Annotated in this window: 20 protein-coding genes and 4 pseudogenes; 23 read left to right on the plus strand and 1 reads right to left on the minus strand. The window is 30.0% G+C overall.

The features are described 5' to 3' along the window. The first annotated feature begins 117 nt into the window (after positions 1–117). The 13 genes and pseudogenes from HMPREF0072_RS07735 to HMPREF0072_RS07795 all read left to right on the plus strand — a co-directional run bounded on the left by HMPREF0072_RS07735 (position 118) and on the right by HMPREF0072_RS07795 (position 13,056). Positions 118–729 carry a TetR/AcrR family transcriptional regulator gene (locus HMPREF0072_RS07735; protein WP_002836644.1) on the plus strand — a complete coding sequence of 204 codons (612 nt, stop codon included), beginning with the start codon at positions 118–120 and terminating at the stop codon, positions 727–729. 17 nt (positions 730–746) lie between these two features. Beyond that, complete coding sequence (locus HMPREF0072_RS07740; RefSeq protein ID WP_002836642.1) at positions 747–1,328, plus strand: MptD family putative ECF transporter S component; 582 nt, start codon at positions 747–749, stop codon at positions 1,326–1,328. Between the two features lie 24 nt (positions 1,329–1,352). After that, complete coding sequence (locus tag HMPREF0072_RS07745; protein ID WP_002836640.1) at positions 1,353–2,054, plus strand: energy-coupling factor transporter transmembrane component T; 702 nt, start codon at positions 1,353–1,355, stop codon at positions 2,052–2,054. After that, the gene (locus HMPREF0072_RS07750) at positions 2,047–3,438 is read left to right on the plus strand and encodes an ATP-binding cassette domain-containing protein (RefSeq protein ID WP_002836639.1); all 1,392 of its coding nucleotides are present in this window, start codon (positions 2,047–2,049) and stop codon (positions 3,436–3,438) included. Before HMPREF0072_RS07745 ends, HMPREF0072_RS07750 begins: the two co-directional genes overlap by 8 nt. 35 nt (positions 3,439–3,473) lie before the next feature. Next, entirely contained in the window at positions 3,474–5,216 is a 1,743-nt protein-coding gene (locus HMPREF0072_RS07755) for an ABC transporter ATP-binding protein (RefSeq protein WP_002836638.1), read from the plus strand. Beyond that, positions 5,213–6,946 (plus strand): ABC transporter ATP-binding protein, encoded by a 1,734-nt coding sequence (locus tag HMPREF0072_RS07760; protein ID WP_002836637.1) that lies wholly within the window; start codon positions 5,213–5,215, stop codon positions 6,944–6,946. Before HMPREF0072_RS07755 ends, HMPREF0072_RS07760 begins: the two co-directional genes overlap by 4 nt. A gap of 36 nt (positions 6,947–6,982) precedes the next feature. After that, positions 6,983–8,332: an MATE family efflux transporter gene (locus HMPREF0072_RS07765; protein ID WP_002836636.1), complete on the plus strand. Its 1,350-nt coding sequence runs from the start codon at positions 6,983–6,985 to the stop codon at positions 8,330–8,332. A gap of 319 nt (positions 8,333–8,651) precedes the next feature. Further along, positions 8,652–9,062, plus strand: a complete 411-nt coding sequence (locus tag HMPREF0072_RS07770; protein ID WP_002836635.1) for a sigma-70 family RNA polymerase sigma factor — start codon at positions 8,652–8,654, stop codon at positions 9,060–9,062. Between the two features lie 435 nt (positions 9,063–9,497). Then, complete coding sequence (locus tag HMPREF0072_RS07775; protein WP_004818884.1) at positions 9,498–9,707, plus strand: excisionase; 210 nt, start codon at positions 9,498–9,500, stop codon at positions 9,705–9,707. A gap of 77 nt (positions 9,708–9,784) precedes the next feature. After that, positions 9,785–11,020, plus strand: coding sequence for a site-specific integrase (locus HMPREF0072_RS07780; RefSeq protein ID WP_002836633.1), 1,236 nt, complete (start codon positions 9,785–9,787; stop codon positions 11,018–11,020). A gap of 144 nt (positions 11,021–11,164) precedes the next feature. After that, a pseudogene (locus tag HMPREF0072_RS07785) lies at positions 11,165–11,623 on the plus strand (lysine--tRNA ligase); the annotation flags it as partial. A gap of 292 nt (positions 11,624–11,915) precedes the next feature. Then, positions 11,916–12,134 (plus strand): helix-turn-helix domain-containing protein, encoded by a 219-nt coding sequence (locus tag HMPREF0072_RS07790; RefSeq protein WP_002839984.1) that lies wholly within the window; start codon positions 11,916–11,918, stop codon positions 12,132–12,134. 427 nt (positions 12,135–12,561) lie between these two features. Further along, the gene (locus tag HMPREF0072_RS07795) at positions 12,562–13,056 is read left to right on the plus strand and encodes a hypothetical protein (RefSeq protein ID WP_004828926.1); all 495 of its coding nucleotides are present in this window, start codon (positions 12,562–12,564) and stop codon (positions 13,054–13,056) included. 340 nt (positions 13,057–13,396) lie between these two features. Here the strand turns inward: HMPREF0072_RS07795 and HMPREF0072_RS07800 are convergent, their stop codons facing one another. Beyond that, a complete protein-coding gene (locus HMPREF0072_RS07800; protein ID WP_004828930.1) occupies positions 13,397–13,825 on the minus strand; it encodes a Dps family protein in 429 nt (142 codons plus the stop codon). Positions 13,826–14,148: 323 nt separating this feature from the next. Here HMPREF0072_RS07800 and HMPREF0072_RS07805 point away from each other — a divergent pair, with 323 nt between their 5' ends. The 10 genes and pseudogenes from HMPREF0072_RS07805 (at position 14,149) to HMPREF0072_RS07850 (ending at position 19,332) form a co-directional block, all read left to right on the plus strand. After that, positions 14,149–14,439 (plus strand): DUF3847 domain-containing protein, encoded by a 291-nt coding sequence (locus HMPREF0072_RS07805; RefSeq protein WP_039931263.1) that lies wholly within the window; start codon positions 14,149–14,151, stop codon positions 14,437–14,439. Between the two features lie 402 nt (positions 14,440–14,841). Further along, entirely contained in the window at positions 14,842–15,258 is a 417-nt protein-coding gene (locus HMPREF0072_RS07810; protein ID WP_004828933.1) for a hypothetical protein, read from the plus strand. A gap of 2 nt (positions 15,259–15,260) precedes the next feature. Further along, entirely contained in the window at positions 15,261–15,464 is a 204-nt protein-coding gene (locus HMPREF0072_RS07815) for a helix-turn-helix transcriptional regulator (protein WP_004828934.1), read from the plus strand. 29 nt (positions 15,465–15,493) lie between these two features. Continuing rightward, positions 15,494–15,919 (plus strand): hypothetical protein, encoded by a 426-nt coding sequence (locus HMPREF0072_RS07820; RefSeq protein ID WP_004828935.1) that lies wholly within the window; start codon positions 15,494–15,496, stop codon positions 15,917–15,919. 129 nt (positions 15,920–16,048) lie between these two features. Next, positions 16,049–16,339, plus strand: a pseudogene (locus HMPREF0072_RS07825) (DUF3847 domain-containing protein). A 363-nt stretch (positions 16,340–16,702) separates the two neighbouring features. Beyond that, positions 16,703–16,849, plus strand: a complete 147-nt coding sequence (locus tag HMPREF0072_RS11995) for a hypothetical protein (protein ID WP_155811894.1) — start codon at positions 16,703–16,705, stop codon at positions 16,847–16,849. A 40-nt stretch (positions 16,850–16,889) separates the two neighbouring features. Then, positions 16,890–17,285 (plus strand): annotated as a pseudogene (locus HMPREF0072_RS12325) (YfbM family protein); the annotation flags it as partial. A 45-nt stretch (positions 17,286–17,330) separates the two neighbouring features. After that, positions 17,331–18,237 (plus strand): annotated as a pseudogene (locus tag HMPREF0072_RS12650) (MobA/MobL family protein); the annotation flags it as partial. Between the two features lie 193 nt (positions 18,238–18,430). After that, positions 18,431–18,874 (plus strand): hypothetical protein, encoded by a 444-nt coding sequence (locus HMPREF0072_RS07845; RefSeq protein ID WP_155811895.1) that lies wholly within the window; start codon positions 18,431–18,433, stop codon positions 18,872–18,874. 8 nt (positions 18,875–18,882) lie between these two features. Then, complete coding sequence (locus tag HMPREF0072_RS07850; RefSeq protein WP_004828945.1) at positions 18,883–19,332, plus strand: hypothetical protein; 450 nt, start codon at positions 18,883–18,885, stop codon at positions 19,330–19,332. Positions 19,333–19,720: the final 388 nt, after the last annotated feature.

Genomic DNA, 19,720 nt, shown 5'->3' on the forward strand with positions numbered 1-19,720 from the left:
TAAATTAATTAAGAAGTATACGGTAGAGTAGAGCAAAATTTATAATTTGATTGATATTGAAAATATTTTTCAATTAAGATATAATAAAAACCGAGGGAATCCTCGGAAAATAATTGAATGATTGGAGGTATTTTATTGAAAGATAAGGAAACAAAAGTTGGTCAAATTAGAAAAAAAGAAATTCGAGATGCAGCAATGAGATGTTTTTTGAATAAAGGATTTCAGAATACAACAATGGAAGATGTGATTAAAGAAGTTGGCATGAGCACAGGTGGTGTCTATCATCATTATAAAAGCACAGCTGAAATGCTTAAAGATTTAATGCTTGATGGAAATCAGTATAGAAATAATTTAATTGATAATTATTTAGAAGCTCACATAGGTCAAGATAAATATGAACAGATGAGTGAAATTTTAGTGGATAAGTGTCTACCAGATACAGATATTACTAAGGTTTATTCTCTTTTATTACAATCAAAAAAATATAATGAAGATTTAGAAAAGATGTTTCAAGATTTGAAAACAGAAACAGTAAATCAATTAGATTCAATATCTAATAAATTAGGAATTGATTCAAAGATTTTTGAAGATGGTTTTTTAGTAAATTATATAAATGGAATGATATTAAGCTCGCAAGTTCTTAATGCAAGAGATTCATATGATGAGAATAGGAAATATCTAAAAGATACAATTTTAAATTATATTTTAGATTTAGAAAAAAATAGATAACTAAGGAGGTTTCAGAAATGAATAAAAAATTAGAAGTTAGAGATTTAATTAATGTTGGTTTGTTTGCAGTACTTGGGTTTATTTTTATGCTAATAGGCTCATTTACAGCTATGGTTCCTGTTTTGATGCCAATTGTTCCCTTAGTACAGGGAATTTTAGTTGGACCTAGTAACATGCTTTTTTCAACAAAAATTAAGAAGCCAGGAATGCTTTTTATTCAAACAATGCTAATATCTTTAGCTTATGTCATCATGGGTCATGGTCCATGGGCACTTTTAACAGGAGCAATTGCAGGATTTATTGGAGAAATAATATTAAAATCAGGCTCTTATGACAGTAAAGGAAAATCTAGATTAGCATTTTCTTTTTCAAGTCTTTGCACTTTAGGAAACTATGTTCCGATTATCATCTCAAGAAATGAGTATGCACAAGGGCTTTTAAATCAAGGTTATAAGCAAGAATTTATTGACACAATGATGAAAGTTATGCCTGATTGGATTTTAATAGTTATGGCTATTTTAGGATTTATTGGTGCTTTTGTAGGTTGTAGCTTAGGAATTGTGTTTTTGAAAAAACATTTTTCAAAAATTGGTAAGTAAGAATTAGGGAGCGGGTTATTAGATATGATAAGGATAGATTTTAGAGCAAAATTATTTTTAATGATGGTTATTTCTTTTATTATGACAATTGGAAATATTCAAAGCCTAAATCCTATATATTATGTATTAATATGTATGCTCCCTACTTTTTTATTATTTTTATCTGGACATATAAAATCCGGGATTAAATCAATCATACTTTTTATAATATTGAATATTATAGAAATTAATATTAGGGAATTAAATGATTCTATAATATTATCACTTATACACATAGTTATAATTATAATAAAAAGAGTTTTTGCACCTATGGTTATGGGAAATTATATAATTTTAACGACTAGTGTAGGAGAAGCAATTTGTTCATTAAAAAAGGTGAAGTGTCCTGATCAGATAGCCATTCCTGTTGCGGTTATGGTTAGATATTTTTATGCAACAAGAATTGAGTATAGACAAATAAAACAAGCTATTTATTTGAGGGGTATAAGTTTTAGGAAATTTTTAAAGAATCCTATTTTATTAATTGAATATAGGATAATCCCACTATTGATGACCCTATCAAATTCTGCTGATGAATTGACAGTAGCTTCATTAACTAAGGGTCTTGCTGTCAATCAAAATAGATCAAATATTAGAGAAGCAAAGTTAACATTTGCTGACTATTTAATTTTTTTTGTTTCTATTTTAGTTTTATTTTTTTATATAAGAGGTAGAAAATATGCTTAAAATAAGAAAGCTTGATTTATCTTTTGATGATGAAAATATCTTAAAAAATCTAAATTTTGAATGTAAAGCTGGTGAAATTACAGTTATTACAGGACATTCTGGATGTGGAAAAAGCACACTATTAAAAGCAATTAATGGAGTAATACCTGAATACCTTGATGCTAATATTAATGGAGAAATAAAATATAACAGCCTAGATTTACTTAGTAAAAATATATTTGAAAGATCATGTATTATTTCAAATGTATTTCAAAATCCAAAATCTCAATTTTACTGTATGAATTCCACTGAGGAGTTAGCCTTTCAGCTAGAAAATAGAAATACTGACAAGTCAGAGATAATCAATAGAATAAAGAAATACTCAAAACTCTTAAATATAGAATACTTATTAGACAAAAATATATTTGATTTATCTGGTGGAGAAAAGCAAATGATAGCACTTGCAGCTTGTGCAATTTCTGAAAATGATATTATTTTATTAGATGAACCATCTTCATCATTAGATAATGAATCTATAGAAAGGTTAAAAGAAGCCTTAGTGAAATTAAAAGAATTAAATAAGATAATAATTGTTGTGGAACATAGATTATTTTATTTAAAAAATATAATGGATAAGCTATGTATTATTGATAATGGGTCTTTAAATTTATACGAAAAAGAAGATTTAAATGATTATAATTTGAAAGCTATTGCAGAAGGATATGAACTTAGAACATTTAATAAAATAGAGAAAAGTGATTTAGAAATTAATAAATATTATAAAGTGAATTTATTGGATGATAAAAATAATTTTAGCAATGGAGATTTATCATGTCATAATTTTAAGAAAAAATATGAAAAGAATAAAATTTTTGACTTTAGTATTTCCTTTAATAAGGGAGTAAATTTTATCATTGGAAAAAATGGAATAGGGAAAAGTACTTTCATTAAATTATTGACCGGTATTACAAAAGGTCACGGAGATGTATTTGTTAATCAAAAAAAAGTTACAAAACAAAATAAAGAAATTTTTATGGTAATGCAAGATCCTAGCTCCCAGCTTTTTACAGAAAGTGTATTATCGGAAGTATCAACAGTAAGTGAAGATAAAAGCCTAAATGAAAAAATGTTGGAAAAGATGGGATTATTATCAAAGCTTGAAAAACATCCTCAAAGTTTATCGGGAGGAGAGAAGCAAAGATTGTTGATTGCTATAGCAAGGCTTAGTAATAAACCTATTATTATCTTAGATGAGCCTACAAGTGGATTATGTAAACCACAGATGAATACATTAATTAATTTCCTACACGATATGGAGAGAGAAGGAAAACTCATTATAATTATTACACACGATTTTGAATTTATAAAACACTGTGATGGTACAATATATGAATTTCTAAAATAAAATGCAAATGGATACAATTATGGAGGTGTTAAATTATGAAAGAAAAAAGTCCTGCTGTAATATTGTGGGAGCTTGCATATAAGGAACATTCAAAGTTAAAAACATCTGTATTTATAGCAAGTATCGGTGTTATTGCCGGAATTGTTCCATACATTGCTGCAAGCCGTATTTTAGTCTATTTATTAAATGGAATTGCAGATTTCAAGGTCTATTTTTTATGGATGGGAATAGGTCTGTTATCTTATATTTTAAAATCTGTTTTATACTCTACGGCGTTATCTGTATCTCATAAAGCGACTTTTAGTGTATTGAAAGATATTCGCTTGAGAATGATTGATAAACTTCCGAAGATGCAGTTAGGAGAAATAATCTCTGTTCCAAGCGGAAACTTTAAGCAGATTATAGTGGATCAGGTTGAAAGTATGGAGAAACCGCTCGCTCACCTGTTGCCTGAAATGACATCGAATCTCTTAGGTTCTTTGAGTATATTTATTTACTTATTATTTCTTGATTGGAGAATGGCTCTTTTATCATTAGTATCCATTCCTGTGGGGATGCTTTTTATGGGACTCGTAATGAAAAATTATGCTGTTCAATATGAAGGATCTGTAAAGGTAAATCGAGAAATGAATTCTGCAATTATTGAGTATGTTAATGGAATAGAAGTGATAAAAACATTTAATCAAGACAAGAGATCGTACGCAAAGTACAAAGATAAAGTCATTGCAAATGCAAGATACTTTTATGAATGGATGAAGAGCTGTCAGTTACCTGTATCTTTATCTAAAAACATATCTCCTACTACAATGATCACAGTGCTTCCATTTGGTTGGTATTTCTACATTAGCGGCAGTTTAAGTGCAGAAGTATTTATATCTGTAATTATTCTATCTTTAGGTATTGCAGGACCTTTACTTGAAACAATCAATTTTGTTGATGGTCTTGCTAAGATAGGGACTATTGCAAATTCTATTAACTTAATTTTAGAAGGAAAAGAACAAAAGCATTCTGATAGAGAAGTGACTATCCAGCAATATAATATTGATTTACAAAATGTAAAGTTTGGATATGAAGAAGAAAAAGAAATTCTTCATGGAATATCCCTAAACATAAAAGAAGGTACAACAGTGGCTTTTGTTGGACCAAGTGGAAGTGGCAAGTCAACTTTAGCAAAATTAATAGCTGGATATTGGGATAGCATGGAAGGAAATATAAATATTGGTGGACACAATCTTAAGGAAATTCCATTAAAGCAATTATATAGTTTGACCGCCTTTGTTTCTCAGGATAATTTTTTGTTCAACGAAAGTATTAGGGAGAATATAAGAATGGGCAATCCAAGTGCCAGTGATAAAGAAGTAGAAGACATTGCTAAGAAATCGGGTTGTCATGATTTTATTATGAAAATGGAACATGGTTACGATACGGTTGTCGGAAGTAGTGGGAGCCATGTTTCTGGTGGAGAAAGACAAAGAATATCAATTGCAAGAGCAATGCTCAAAAATGCACCTATTGTAATACTTGATGAAGCTACTTCATATATAGATCCTGAAAATGAAGTGATTATAAAGCAAGCTTTATCAAAGCTTATAAAAGATAAAACGGTGATTATTATTGCTCATAGGTTATCAACTATAACAGATGCAGAACAAATATTCTTAATTGAGAATGGAGAGCTTGTTTCACATGGTAAGCATGAAGAACTTATGGAAGATTCTGAGTTATACCAAAAGATGTGGAATGCCCATATTGGAGTAAAGGATGGTGAAATAAAATGATAAGTGCCTTAAAGAAAATTTTAGACTTCTCAGGTGATGAGAAGAAAAATGTATACCATTCTATATGGGTAAGTTTCTTGTTTGCAATTTTTCACATGCTCCAAATCAGTGCAATATACATTATTGTTAAAGCTATTGTTGAAAAAGATATGAGTATGACACCTGCATGGATTGCTTTGATACTTCTTGTTATAAGCATAGTTGGCAGAAGTGTTGCAAATTATTATTCACAGTTACAGCAATGCCATGCAAGTTATTTTATGGTGGCAAATAAAAGAGTTGCAATAGGTGAAATGCTCAAAAAAATACCTATGGGATTCTTTAATGAAAATAATATTGGTGAAATCGTTGGAATTTCTACAACTGTTTTGGAAGATGTAGAAAATACTGCGGCAATGGTTATGGTAAATACCTTATCTGGTTTTATTAACACAATAATTTTTACAATAATGATTTTGGCTTTTGAATGGAGGATCGGTCTTATTGTTACAATTGGATGCTTGTTGTACTTATTAATTCTTTCAAAAATGGAAAACAAGTCAAGAAATGTTCTTCCTAAAAGACAAGTGGCATCGGCAAAATTAGTTGACACTATTTTAGAACAAATAGGTGGAATGGCTGTTATAAAATCCTTCAATTTAACAGGGAAAGGAGATGAAAAAGTCAGAGATGCTATTGAAAATAGTAGAAAAATAAATCTTGATTGTGAAAAACTGTTTACACCTTATACGATTTTGCAAAATATTCTTTTGGATTTGTTTAGCATTTTGATAATAGGTGCAGGTATTTTCTTTTATATTAATGGAGAACTTTCATTCTTAAATACAGTTATGACGATTATAATTTCTTTTCTTGCTTTTTCTCAAATAAAATTGGCAGGAAGTGCAACAACCTCTCTCAGAGTTGTTAGTGGATCTATTGAACAAACAAAGAAGTTAGAGGAATTTCCACAGATGGATATTGATGGAAAAGACATAAAGCCTACTACTTTCGATATTTCTTTTGATAATGTAGAGTTTTCATATTCAGGCAAAAAAATCCTTGATGATATTTCGGTCAAGATACCACAAAAACAAATGACAGCTATAGTTGGAGCTTCAGGAGCTGGAAAAACTACATTTTGTAATTTGATAGCGAGATTTTGGGATGTAGAGAAAGGAGAAATCAGCATAGGTAAACATAATATTAAAGAATATTCATTGGAGTCATTAATGAGACAAATTAGTATGGTTTTTCAAAATGTTTATTTATTTCAAGACACTATTGAAAACAATATAAAGTTTGCCAAGCCAGATGCTACTCATGAGGAAGTTATAGAAGCTGCAAAGAAAGCGTGTTGTCATGAATTTATTATGAAACTTCCTGAACAATATGAAACAGTTATAGGAGAGGGAGGTGCAAGTTTATCTGGTGGAGAAAGACAAAGAATATCTATAGCAAGGGCTATGATAAAAAATGCCCCGATTATTATTTTTGACGAAGCTACTGCAAATGTAGACCCTGAAAATGAGGATAAACTACAGATTGCTATGGAAGAACTTACAAGAGATAAAACTGTAATAATGATTGCACACAGACTAAAAACCATAAAAAATGCAAATCAAATTCTTGTCTTGGCTAATGGAAAGATAACGCAACAAGGTACACATGAAGAACTTATTCAAGTTGATGGTATCTACAAAAAATTTGTTGAAGCAAGACAAGTGGCAGCAAAGTGGCAGTTGTCATAAGTTATAAAAATATTGAAAACAACTGGAGGAAGTCATATGGGAAAACAAGATATGAAAACACAACTATTAACCAAAAGTCCTAAAGAACTGTTATTTAAGTTGGCAATTCCCGGAATAATCGGGATGATTGTCATAGGATTGTATCCATTTATGGATGGTGTGTTTGCAGGATGGCTCATTGGTGATTATGCTATGTCAGCCATTAGTGTGTCTATGTCCTTAACGATTATAAATGGAGGAATATCGGCATTGATTGGCGTTGGAAGTGCCTCAATACTATCAAGAGCAATCGGAAAGGGCGATAAAGAAACGACAGATAAAATATTCGGGAATTTTTGTTACTGGGTAATATTTTTTTCTGTAATTATCACGATATTGGGTTTGGTTTTTGCACCTCATTTTTTAGATTTGGTAGGAGCTAAAGGAAATATTAAAGAACTTGGTGTGAGATATTTAAGAATAGTTTTCTTTGGCTCTATATTTGTGAATTTTGCTCAAGCGGGAAATATGACAATGCGTGGCGAAGGTGCATTAAAGCAATCAATGATGATTATGGGCGCGGGAGCTATATTAAACATTATTTTAGATCCTATTTTTATGAAGTTGATGGGTGAATATGCGATTGAAGGTGCAGCTATTGCAACTGTAATATCTCAAATTGTACAAGCAATATTGACATTCCACTATTTTTCAAAGAAAAGTGCTTTTGTAGGGATCCATAAAATTCAAAAATACAAGGCAATTTATAGCGAAATGTTCAGTATAGGAAGTTCAGCAATGATGATGCAAATTTTATTTGCAGTACAGCAAACATTTTTGTTTAAGCAAGCCTTTGCGTATGGAGGAGATGATTGGGGAATTTTGATGTCTGCTACAATGCGATTATATATGTTTTCCTTTATTCCACTGTGGGGTATGAGTCAAGGCTTACAACCTGTTATTGGAGCTAATTTCGGAGCAAAACAATACGGAAGAGTAAAAGATACGATGAAGATTTTTATGTATGGTGCAACAATTCTTGCAGCTGCTTCATGGATACCATCAATGTTTTGTTCAGAAAAATTACTATCATTATTCAGTGTGAGAAGGGAGATTATTGAAGTTGGTGTTGTAAACTTTAAGATGTTTTATTCAACATTCATCTTATATGGAATTATGATTATGACACTTACATTTTTCCAATCCATAGGAGATGGAAAAAAAGCAGGCATGATTGTAATGCTTAGACAGTTAGTTTTATTTATTCCTGCAATATTACTATTTCCAAAGGCATTTGGAGCGTCAGCAGTTTGGTGGACAGAACCTATCGTAGATTTTAGTATGATTATGTTGGGACTGTTTTTAATGCTTAATGGACTTAGGAAAATGGGAAAAGACAAAGCATAAATACAAGGACATTTGATATAAAAGCGAAAATAATCAAAAGAGGCTGTAGGTATGGATGCTATTTATCTATAATGAACGGAGGGAAAGGGAGATGAACAAGTGTATAAGTTACCTTGTAGAATTGAAATGGAATAAAAATACTCCTTTTTTCTATAATTCTTGTAGTTGTCTGTCTTTACATTTTCTCGTCTAAACAATTAAATATAGTAAAAGAAAGAACGGATTTCTTTCATTTCAGAGGACTTCTTATGCCAAGATGCAGGAGTCCTCCTTTTTTGTCTGAAAAACAAATAGACAAAAAAGAAATGGAGGAAACTTTATGGCAAAAGAGTATTACCTTTATGTCAGAGGGCAAAAGGTAAAAGTCAGTGAAGATATTTATAAAGTCTACTGGCGAGAAAAAGAACACGAAAAGTATTTGGAGCAGGTGGACAAGAAAAACCACTTGCTATTTTTTTCGTCTCTAAATCACGATGGGAATTTTGAAGATAATCTAGAAGATAAAAATGTTGATGTTGAAAAAGTTGTAGCTACACAAATGATGATTGAAGCACTAAGAAATGCAATGTCAAAGTTAAATAAGGATGAACGAGAAATAATTGAAAGATTATATTTCAATGATGAAACACTTCGTGCAGTATCAAAGACTCAAAATATATCACATACTGCTTTAATAAAAAGGCGAGATAAGATTTTAGAAAAACTAAAGAAATTTATAGAAGAAATATAGTTTCTGGTTACCAAAGAGGGCAAATTTTCCTTTATAAAGTGAGGGGAGTTTTGTCCTCTTTCTATTTTAAAAGCAATCTAAATAATATTTGAACCTTAACAATTGAATAGACCAAGACAAGACATTAATCATTTTTGGAGCGTAATAACCTATCCGCCAAGATCTTTCTGCTGAATAATTCGGTAAAACAAGTACTGCTAAGCAAAAAGCAAGGGAAGAAGAAAGGGAGCGATAAGTAAGAGTTTGAACATAGGGAGGGATACCCTATTCGCTATGAAGAAAATGAGGATAATGATACTTCTAAGGTTGAAGCCGGCTCATCCTGAACAGAGGCGGAGGTGAGATTCCTATGTTGCTAATCCAATGCACTTGTCAATGTCAAAAAACTTTAAAAATATTAAAATAAATATTTTAAATATATTATTTGGAGGATTTATGATTAATGAAAATATAAAAGGAGTTCGTGTTTGTGAAAAAGCATTTCTAACATTAAAAGAAGCATCTGAATATTTTAATATTGGTCAAGATAAAGTTAGACAATTAACGGATGAAAATGATTGCGATTTTGTATTATTTAATGGTAGTAAGCGTCTTATTAAGAAAAAGTTAATGGAAGAATATTTAAATAGACAGTTCTCTATTTAATCTAAAACTATATATAAAACACGCTTAATGCGGTATAATAATTATAGCGTGTCTTTTATCAAAAAAGGAGAATTTTTATGGTAAAAAGACGCAAAGATAGTAAAGGGGTTGTTTTAAAAGACGGTGAATATCAAAGATCAAATGGCACTTATGAATTTAAGTGGCAAGACAAAATAGGTCGTAGAAAATCTATCTATGCGAAAACTCTAAAAGAATTAAGAGAAAAGGAATTAGATATTTTACGCAATACTATAGATGGAATCAACAACGAAGGAAGTAGCTTATCTGTAAATGATACTTTTAAGCTATGGACAAAGGTAAAAAGAGGTTTAAAAGATAATACCTTTAAAAATTACATCTATATGTATCAACAATTTGTCGAACCGACTTTTGGTCGCATTAAACTATCTGATATTAAAAGATCTGATGTTAGAAGTTTTTATAACAGATTAAAGGAAGATCAGGGATTGATGGTTTCTACCATAGATTGTGTTCATACTGTCTTACATCAGGTTTTAGAATTAGCAGTGGATGACGAATATATAAGATTTAATCCATCTGACAATGCTTTGAAGGAATTGAAAGTAGCTTATCGAAATGAATCTCTGAAGAAAAAAGCCATGACAATAGAAGAACAAGTGCTATTTGAAGAATATTTATCTAATAGTGATGAATATAAAAAATGGTATCCAATATTCATTGTTATGCTTTGGACAGGAATGAGAGTTGGAGAAGTTACAGGATTGCAATGGGACGATCTAGATTTTGATAATGGTCTTATAAATGTAAATAGGACTTTGGTATATTATAGTAAAGGTAAAGGATTAAACAATAGATATGCTATTAATACACCGAAGACAGTATCAGGTAAGCGAAGTATTCCTATGGTTCAAAAAGTAAAAGATGCTTTTCTTATGGAAAGAGAGTTACAAAAGACTTTTGGAATCGAATGTTGTGATTCAATCGATGGATTTAAAGACTTTGTATTTTTAAATAGGTTCGGAAAGGTTCACAATAATGGAACACTTAATAAAGCTTTAAGAAGAATTGTTAGAGATTGCAATTTAAGTATAATGGATAAAAATAAATCGAGCTCTAATGATATTCTATTAGTTCCACATTTAAGCAATCACATTTTCAGACACACCTTTACTACAAGGCTTAATGAACAAAATATAAATACAAAAGCAATGCAGTCTATTCTAGGTCATTCTGATATTAGTACAACAATGGATATATATGTAGATGCAACAGAAGATTTTAAGATAGAACAGATGGGAGAATTTGAAAAAGCGATGAAATTTATATTTTAGAATTTACGACAGCTTACGACAAATTTACGACAATTTGCTAGAAATCTATAGGCACTTATAGAGAGTTAGCAAATTGTCGTAAATGGAAAAGTACCATAAAATAGACTTTTATAGAGATTTAGACAATTATCTAAAGTAGAGGGGATTTTCCCAACAATGAAGCCACTTGGCCTTGAGAAAAAAGACCATGATAAGCAAAAAGTAGCAAGTCTTGACGAAGATGAAGCAGTAGACTTTTCAAAGGTAGTTGTAGAGCCAATCTACGAAGACATTGACTTTGAAACCTTCTCTAAATCAGACTTTAGGGCAGTTAAAGTTTTAGCTTGCGAAGAAGTTCCAAAATCTAAAAAACTTTTAAAATTCACCCTCAACGATGGATCAGGTAAGGAAAGAACCATCCTATCTGGAATCAAGGAATACTACAATGCAGAGGACCTAGTAGGCAAAACCCTCCTAGCAATTGTAAACCTCCCACCAAGAAAAATGATGGGCATAGACTCAGAAGGAATGATAATCTCAGCCATCCACGAAGAAGAAGGCGAAGAAAAACTAAACCTAGTTATCCTATCAAACAGGATACCTGCAGGGGCAAAAATGTATTAAAGAACACGCTAAAAAATAAACTGGGATTTGTAATGAATCCCAGTTTAATTTTTATAATTGGATTATTAGAATTATTAAGCTATACAATAAAATTAATTTAAAGAAAAATAAATATTAGATAATCATTGGCGATAGAAATTAAAAACTCTATCGTCTTTTTTTATACTCAAAATTAGGACGGAATAACACAATAAATTCTCTAAAACAAAACACTAAATCAATGCAAGATTGAATGAAATCAATATTTATGCTATAATTAAATAAATCTAATGAAGAGAAAAAGAGGAATATTATGGCATTAAACTATAAACCATTATGGATACAGTTAGCAAAAAAAGGATTAAAGAAAACAGATGTAATAGCTATGGCAGGACTTACAACAAATGTTATGGCACAAATGGGCAAGGATAAACCAATTACATTTAAAAATTTAGAAAGAATATGTAAGGCTCTATCTTGCACTCCTAATGATATTATTAGTTTTGAAGATGAATTTGAAAAAGAGATTTAAATTCTTATAGTTCTTTACACTTGATTTACAAGGGATCAAAGAAAATCTTAATAAAGGTTTCTAAAATTTTATTGAAATAATGTATAATTTGTGATAGCTTACTTACAATTTTAGAATTGTAATTTTTATATAGGGTGTTTTTATATCTTGTCAATGATTTTGTAAATATCTTTTAGATTGAAATCCAAAGTTTTGTGAGTAATTTATTTGAGAATTTACAAAACTTCTTAATACATGACCTGTATGTGTATAATGACATTGACAAGAAGACATCTGTGATTATAGATTTTAAATAACTATATAATTGTAAAAAGTATAGCACTAATACTAGCAAGAAAATTTATACGAATTTAGTTGACACAACTAAGAAAAATTGCTCCCATTTACGAAATGGTTTATACTTCAAGAGAGGAGGTGAACTAAATTGATGAAAACACTTGGTATGTTAACAATCATCTGCTTAACAGCATCAATTATGATGGTGAATTTTATACTTATTATACCGAAATTTGGCTCGAAGCATTTCGGCGCACCTGATGATATCAAAGTTATGATGAGTAAGTTGCCAGATAAACCGATTTGGATCAATATAATCGGCGGACTTATCATGATACTTGGATTGCTAGCCATTGCAGCCGTTCTAGGCTGGGCAATTGTTGATACAGTAAAATTTAGTTTAACTTTTCAGCAAGCCTTTGTTAGATTTTTAATACTATTTGAAGGATATAAGCTTTTTGATATTATCTTTTTTGATTATCTCATGCTTACCAAGTTAAAATTGCCGACTAAAGTTTACCCAGAGACGGTTGGTGCTAAGGGTTATGATAATTTTGGTTTTAATGGGAAAAGTCAGATTGCAAAAATTATAATCTTCTTTTTCGTGAGCCTAATTTTGGCATATTTACTGACCGTTTTGGTTTAACTAGAAATTCATAACTTATAATGTTCAATTCGACTTCTTGGCTATTTGTTTTAAGGGGCTGTAGCTTAAAAAAACCAATTATCAGAAATAGATATAAGCCATGAACAGTTATATGAAGATAGGTTAGAGGGAAATATAAGCGAAAGAAACTTCAATCTAATATGTGAGCATATCTAAAAAACAAGACAAGAATCATTCCTATAGGAATGGCAAAATACTGACACAAAAAAATGTATCAACCTTTGCCCTTTTATCAGGATTTAGGTTGATACACAAACTTATTTACAGACCCTAATTATAGGATGACAGTAATTTAAAGTTCTGCAAAAGTTAATTTTGCCTATTTAAGGCTTGATTCCACAAACCAAATTTGTTTGTTATAGTCCTCTATATGATCTTCCATAACATTAGCTACAGGGAAATTATCAGCTTCATTTGCTTCTTTTCTAATCTCTAGTGCTAGTTCTTTTTGAAGTTTTATGTCAGATAGGACTATTTCTAATGCTTCTTTAATAGATACTTCTTTAGAAGTTTCAATCTCTTTGATTGTAGAAATTTCTAAATATTCTTTTAGATTAGCAACTGGAAATTCTCCAGACATTCTGATAAGCTCAGCAACTTCATCAAGTCTTTCACCAGCCTTATCATATTCAGATTCAAGATACTCATGTACAGATACAAATTGAGAGCCTACGATATTCCAATGTAGATTATGGATTTTAATGTTTAGTACTGCAAGATTTGCAAGATATGTGTTTAATTTTGTCATTATCTTCCTCCTTTAAAATGATTTTAATTATCTTTATTATTATATGCAATAATAAAAAACAAGTCAAGCCTATAATATTGAATAAAATTTACTAGCAAATATTTATTATTTCATCCTAATATCGTAAAAATGAACAGAAGAAAATTATTTCAGAGATACAAAATCACATAATGCAACAAAAAGGAATAGATAGAAAGATAGAATCTATACAAAAGGAAATATCAGATATTATTGAAAAGAGTATTTTATAAATTTTAATAATGAAACTTTGAAAGGGATAGCAGAAAATGTTATCTCCTTTTATTACAAGAAAGGAGATTAGTATTAAAAAATTAGATCAAATAAGACAAGAGTCAAAAGAAATAAAAGAAAAAATAGACGATACAGAAGAAAGATTAATGCAACTAAAAAATCAAGAAAAGAAGATATTAAAACAAGACATAGTAAGAAGAAGAAAAGAAAGAACTCATAGACTCATAACAAGAAGACCAATCTTAGAAAGCCTTATAGAAAATGCAGAAGAACTAACAGAAGAAGAAATAAAAATCCTACTAGAAGAAGCAAAAAAGACAAAACAATTTAAAGAAACACTAAAAATAATGAGCGAAAATTAAAAAAATAAACAGGAAGATTTTTAAAATGAGCATACTGCATAACTTATTTTATTTAAAATTTTTAAGAAATATCTGAAGAATACTTAGGAGAAAGCAAGATCTTAAATATATCTCAATGGAAATTGTAACTTGCCACTATGAAGAAAGAGAAAATAACCTTTACAATCAAATATTATGGATATGAGAAGAAGTTGAACAAGCAGAAAAAGTTAAGACTTGCATAGAGCCGTTACAGGAACAAGAAAAATGACTATCACAGGTAAAACAGAACGAGTTAGACCAATAAAAAACAAAAGTGAAATATTTATAACTTAAGCATTGACATCAAGTTTTTTGTGTGATATATTTATAATATCAAGTTAGAAATATATCACTTGAAATTATACGTAAGGAGAATTTGACATGAAAAACAAAGTATCTATACGAGAAGTTGTTGCAACAAAAATTATTATTGCAATTTTAATTGCGGGATATTATTGGTTGTGGAGCAGAAGTGACTATCAGCCTGAATACCAACAGTTTTCAAGCTATTGGGGTTTTATTCTATTTTTGATTCTGATAGTGCATTATTTTAGAGTAAAGAAGTATAAGAAAGAATACTTTGATGAATTTGCGGAAAAAAATCTACACAGATGTGATTCAATATGCTTAAAAATTTTTGGCGTGTTAATGGTTATTATAGCGTATTTAGGAGGGATTTTAGGTCATGTAAACGGAATTTCAACAGCGTTGATGGGATGGTTAATTATTGGAACAGTAATTACAATTACAATACTTCGTACGATTATGTTTATAATTATGGATTCTAAAGGGGTATAATTGTGGCACTAATAACAAAAGTTAAGGAATATAGAGAAAAGAAAAAATATAAACAATCTGAACTTGCGGAAATGGTAAATGTCAGAAGAGAAACTATTGTACATCTTGAAAATGGAAAATATAATCCGTCATTAAAATTAGCTATGGATATTGCAAAAGTGTTTGATGTTAGCGTAGAAGATTTATTTGAATTTACAGATGATTGAGGCACACAATTTAATTTAGGAAATATAATATGCAATTCACAGGATTGCAATGGGACGATATAGATTTTGATACGGTCGAAGATTTAGATAAATATGATAGGAAAAAATATCTTGCTCCTATTTCTGTTATAAACTTAAAAAAGACTCCTGGAAAGACAACCTCAAATGATTCTGAGATAGATAAGTTTGCAAAAGATGATAGAGAATTTATAAAAAATCAAGTTGAAATATATAGACCTGACTTTATAATTTGTGGAGGAACAGGAGATATATTCATTAAAAACAATCTTAATTTAGATATTAGTTCATGGACGTATGTTTCTGACTATTTAAGTTATTTAATTTATAATGATACTATTATAGTTAAGACATACCACCCTGCCTACAGAAAAAGTAAAAAAGATTTATTTGAAAATATAGTTTCACCAATTAGAGATATATTGAATAATAAATAGCAGAGATTTTAGTAATTGTTTTAAAGGAGAATACAAAAAAATTAAATTTTATATTTAAGTCGAGAACAATCTAAAGACGGGGAGAGTATATCTTCATCGTCTTTTTATATTATAAGAAAGGAGATTAGTGTGAAAAAATTAGAACAACTAAGACAAGAGTCAAAAGAAATAAAAGATAAAATTGACCATACAGAAGAGAGATTAAGACAAGAAAAAAATTAAGAAAAGAAAATATTAAAACAAGACATAGCGAAAAGAAGAAAAGAAAGAACTCATAGGCTCATAACAAGAAGATCAATCTTAGAAAGCCTTATAGAAAACGCATCAGAACTAACAGATGAAGAAATAAAAATCCTACTAGAAGAAGCAAAAAAGACAAAACAATTTAAAGAAACACTAAAAATAATGAGCGAAAATTAAAAAAAAATAAAAAGGAAGATTTTTACAATGAGCATACTGCATAACTTATTTTATTTAAAATTTTTAAGAAATATCTGAAAGAATACTTAGGAGAAAGCAAGATCTTAAATATATCCCAATGGAAATCGTAACTTGCCACTATGAAGAAAGAGAAAATAACCTTTACAATCAAATATTAGGGATATGAGAAGAAGTTGAACAAGCAGAAAAAGTTAAAACATGTATAGAGCCGTTACAGGAACAAGAAAAACGACTATCACAGGTAAAGCGAAATGAGTTAGAAGTATAAAACTGGTCGAAAATGTATGGTACAATATTATAAATATAGAGTGAAACGAATTTGAATTTGTGGAGGTGTTAGCTATGGGGCTATTTGAAAAATTAAAAAAGAATAAATACCTGCGTTGGTTTATCAAGGCCATCAAGTTTATTGCGATAGCGATGATTCTGATTGTGCTTGTCCATGTGATCATCATCGCTGCGACTGTGTGGTTTTATGATGCTTTATGATGACTTAATTTTTAAAACGAAAAGGAGAACACTTAAGGGGATGATAGCAAATTATCAATCCACAACAGATATTGAATTAGAAAAGTTTACGTGTCTTGATGATGTGGAAGAAGCACAAGAAGATGTTAACGTAGAAATCTGTGACATTGATAAAATTTGGGATGCACTTCATTTTTTGCTGACAGGAAAATCTGCTAGTGAACCGATTGAAGATGATGTAATCAGCGAAGCGATTGTAGGACAGTTTAATATTTATGAAGAGGATTATATAGTTGGTACGAAATCGGATCGAGTAAAAGAAATCGCTAAGGCTTTGCAAGAGATTGATTTTGAAGCGTATCTAAATGAATTTGAGATGAGTGCTTTTCGCCAAAAGGAGATTTATCCCAATATCTGGGAATATGAAGAAGAAGCAGATGAAATCAAGGATGAGTTAAGAGACTCATTTGAGAGCCTAAAAAAATTTTATGAGAAAATAGCAGAGCAAGAAAAAGCGGAAGAGTGGCGAAAAGCATGGGCGGATATTACCAACAAATATTTGGAAGAAAATAATATACAGGAAAAAGTGGATCACCGTTCTTTTCAAAGGCAAGGCATAAAGCAAATACCGACCATTCATTTAGGTGTATCGGCAAGTTAAATGGAAAAGAAAGGTATAACCACCGATAGAGGAAACATTAACCGAGAAATCAAACATCAAAATGCGATTTTAAGAGAAATCAAAAGAAGAATAAAGGCATTACTAAATTGGATAAGAGGAATAGGAAAAGAGGAAAAACAGAAAACGAGAATACAAAGCCCCCCTCCCATCCAAAGAAAATTTGCTGTCCGTTTTTGAAAATCTTATCCGTAAAAATGCATATAACCATAATACAGATTTAGAAAAATACATTGAAAGCTATCAGTTCTTAAAAAAGAAAAATATCACTTCCATATCTGAACTTAAGGAAAGCATAGTTACTTTAAGAGATAAGAACTATAAAACCACAAGAGCCATTAAAGGTACCGAAAAGAAAATAGATGATAGAGTACAACTTATCGACCAAGCTCAGAAATATTTGAAGCATAGAGACACCTATAAAGCCTGTGTCAAGTTAAGGAAAAACAAACAAGATACTTTCTACAATGAACATACCGCAGAGATTATTTTATTTGAAAGTGCTAAGAAATATCTGAAAGAACATTTAGGAGAAAAAAAGACCCTAAATATATCCAAATGGAAATCAGAAATAGGCACTTTGAGGAAAGAAAAAGGTATTCTATATTCTCAAATGACAGATATACGAAAAGAAGTGGAACAGGCTGAAAGTGTTAGAGGTTGTATAGATAAATTACTGCAAGAAAAGAGAGGATTAACACAGGAAAAGAAGAAAGAGTTAGAGGTATAAAATTCGAATAAAATTAAAATAATAGTATGATACTAAACGAATTTTTGAGTGAAGAAATATGAATAAATATTGCGTGCATGGTGAAAAATCAAGATTGACATTTTGTATACAAAGATATATAATTTGTACGTAATTTTGTGCTTAAAATTAGATATACGTTAGTATCATTAATGTACTCTAAGGACGGTTGATTTTGGAGAAAATATATAGAAGAAGCCTTGTTTCGTTTATTTATAATTTAATAATAATGATTTTTGGAGCGTTTGTTGCATTTTTAATTTCCGGAGTAATTGGAGGATATAAAGTTGCAATTATTATATCTTCTATCATCATTATTTTGGTTGTAATAAGTATATTTAGGCAATTGAGAACTAAAATAATTATAAATGGAAATGGTTTATTAATAAACGATGGGAAAAAGGAATTTAACTATAATCTAAATGAAGTTTATATTTCTTCAGAACAAAGAAACAACGACTCGTTTTTCTTATATCTTTATACAGAAGATGGTAATAAGGAAATGTTTGATTTATCTTCGCTAGGAAAAAGAAAATATAATGAACTTATTGAAGATTTAGGAGTGGTTGGAGTAAAAAGCAAAACAATTAAATTAAATGATGTTAATAAAAATAATTAAAAAGGAGGATGAAAATGGAGAAATATTTAGAAGAATTTTTTTCAATGGGAGTATATGCCTATGTTGTGATTGCAATTTTTATATTAGCGGCTGTTTTTTCGTTTGTATCAATTAAAATGAACAAAAATGCCTTGACTAAATGGTTAGCTGTACATCCTAATGCGGTGAAAATTGAGCTTTCTTCCGGAAATAATGTAATCACTCAAAAACAATTATATGCTAGAGTAATCAGTGGTGAAGCTGCTATTTTTAATGAAAAAGCAAAATATATAGTTTGTGCAGATCCAGGAGATATTGTTTTAGAAGTAACTTACACATATACTAGACCTGGAGTGTTACATAAAAATGTTACTACAACATGGGGACCTGCAAAAGTGGAGTTTAATGTTGAAAGAGGAAAAGACTATTTACTAAGTTTTGATAAGAAAGAAGAGCAATTTAAGTTATCTAGTAAATAATTATTTGATTGACTTGAGTTGAAGGAATAGCTATCGTTCAAAAATTTTGTATTAAAGACAGTTATCATTTAATATTATGTATCGGTTTAATTAACAGCAAATCAAACAGGTTTGCTGTTTTTTGTTGTTCAACATAAGGCGTCAATAAATAAGAAAAGGTACTTGACAAAACGCTTCATTCGGAGCCAAACCCTTGCAGAGACCAACAACCATTCGCTTTTTAAAAGTCAAGGGTAAATAAACTCGCTAACGCACGCCCTTGACTTTTAAAATATGAAATGAACAAAACAATTAAGCCGACATACTGAAACAACAAAAATTAATTCAGTAGTCGGCTTTTTTAATTCTATCATTTCAAAACGCTCATTCACAAAGTGGATATAGAAAA

It is taken from the genome of Anaerococcus lactolyticus ATCC 51172 (assembly GCF_000156575.1).
In the GTDB taxonomy this organism is placed as follows: domain Bacteria; phylum Bacillota; class Clostridia; order Tissierellales; family Peptoniphilaceae; genus Anaerococcus; species Anaerococcus lactolyticus.